The sequence below is a fragment of the Westiellopsis prolifica IICB1 genome, assembly GCF_004323185.1.
Taxonomy (GTDB): domain Bacteria; phylum Cyanobacteriota; class Cyanobacteriia; order Cyanobacteriales; family Nostocaceae; genus Pelatocladus; species Pelatocladus prolificus_A.
This window is the reverse complement of the sequence record NZ_NAPS01000001.1, coordinates 844,558-845,872: the sequence shown is the minus strand read 5'-3', so window position 1 is coordinate 845,872 and position 1,315 is coordinate 844,558. Positions and strand designations below refer to the sequence as shown.

The 1,315-nt window shown below is 42.8% G+C and carries 1 protein-coding gene and 1 pseudogene; both read right to left on the bottom strand.

Features of this window, described 5'->3' with window-relative positions; all coding sequences use genetic code 11:
- Positions 1 to 685, bottom strand: a pseudogene (locus B4U84_RS03655) (CHAT domain-containing protein); the annotation flags it as partial.
- Positions 686 to 1,051: 366 nt separating this feature from the next.
- On the bottom strand, positions 1,052 to 1,315 hold a 264-nt coding region (locus B4U84_RS30300; protein WP_165490240.1), incomplete at its 5' end, for a hypothetical protein.

The following is a 1,315-nucleotide window of genomic DNA, read 5'->3' as shown; positions in this document are numbered from 1 at the left end:
AAGCACTTTTATAAGCTGCGATCGCATTTTCAAGATTATTGGCTCGCTCTCCTAGTATTCTGTATAAGTAAGCATTCCCCAGATTATTTTGCGTTCCAGCCCAATCTTGGGGAAAAGCTTCACGGGTATAAACTTCTAAAGCACTCTCATAAGCTGCGATCGCATATTCAAGATTATTGGCTCGCTCTCCGAGTATTCTGTCACCGTAAGCAGCACCCAGATTATTTTGCGTTGCAGCCCAATCTTGGGGAAAAGCTTCACGGGTGTATACAGTCAGTGCTGTTTCATAGCCAGTAATAGCAATTTCCATATTGCTGGCTTTGTCACCCAAGGGGAATTCACTAATTCTATTGCTTAAAAGGAGAATAACGGCGGCTAGGAATTGCGCCTCATCTGGTTTCGCTTCTGCTAAAAGATTTGTTGCCCAATTGCGGAGTAATTCAGCAAAAATAATATTGAGTTTATCTGTGTTTGCTGCAAGTAAGGGAAAAACTACCTGTGCATCACCCCAGCTTTCGTATGTTGCTTGCAGTACTTCTATTAAGAATGATAGATAAGCTTTTTGTATCTCCTCTTTCTCTGCTTGTGAAAGATCAGAAGCAGATTCGGAAGTTGTGTTTGTCAAATTCAGCGCTTGCTTAACTAAATTTGCAATATTTCTCAACCAATTTCCTATTCGCTGCATGTTTCTTTCCCTTTCGAGCGCAGTTCATTCATGGGCAGAGGCGCGTATTGACATAGTTTTATTATGATAATTTCAGTAGAATTGCCCAACATTCCCGAATTATCTGAAAAATTCGCCTAATTGATAGATCCCCGACTTCTTAGAGGATACAGCTGGCGAATCAGGGGTGACACCCCTCATCAAGATTTTTCGTCATTCCACCAGATGTAGAGACGCGCCATGGCGCGTCTCTACAATCAATTTGTGGGCGAACGAGGGGTTAAACCCACCATTCGCCAGCTGTATCCTCTAAGAAGTCGGGGATCTGAACACCCACAAATCACCCTACAATTTCCCTTTTCCCTTTCCCTTTATCCATCCCACTTGCTAGGACTGGATTTCTCCCAAGCTTGAAAATATAAGCTTTTGTTCTTCAAAATCTTCTCTCAAACGAGAATCAAAGACTCGCTGACGAGAATAAAAGACTCGCTGACGAGTATCAAACACTCGCTGACGAGTATCAAACACTCGACGACGAGAATCAAACACTCGCTGACGAGTATCAAACACTCGACGACGAGTATCAAACACTCGATGACGAGTATAAAAGACTCGCTGACGAGTATCAAAGACTCGCTGACGAGTATCAAA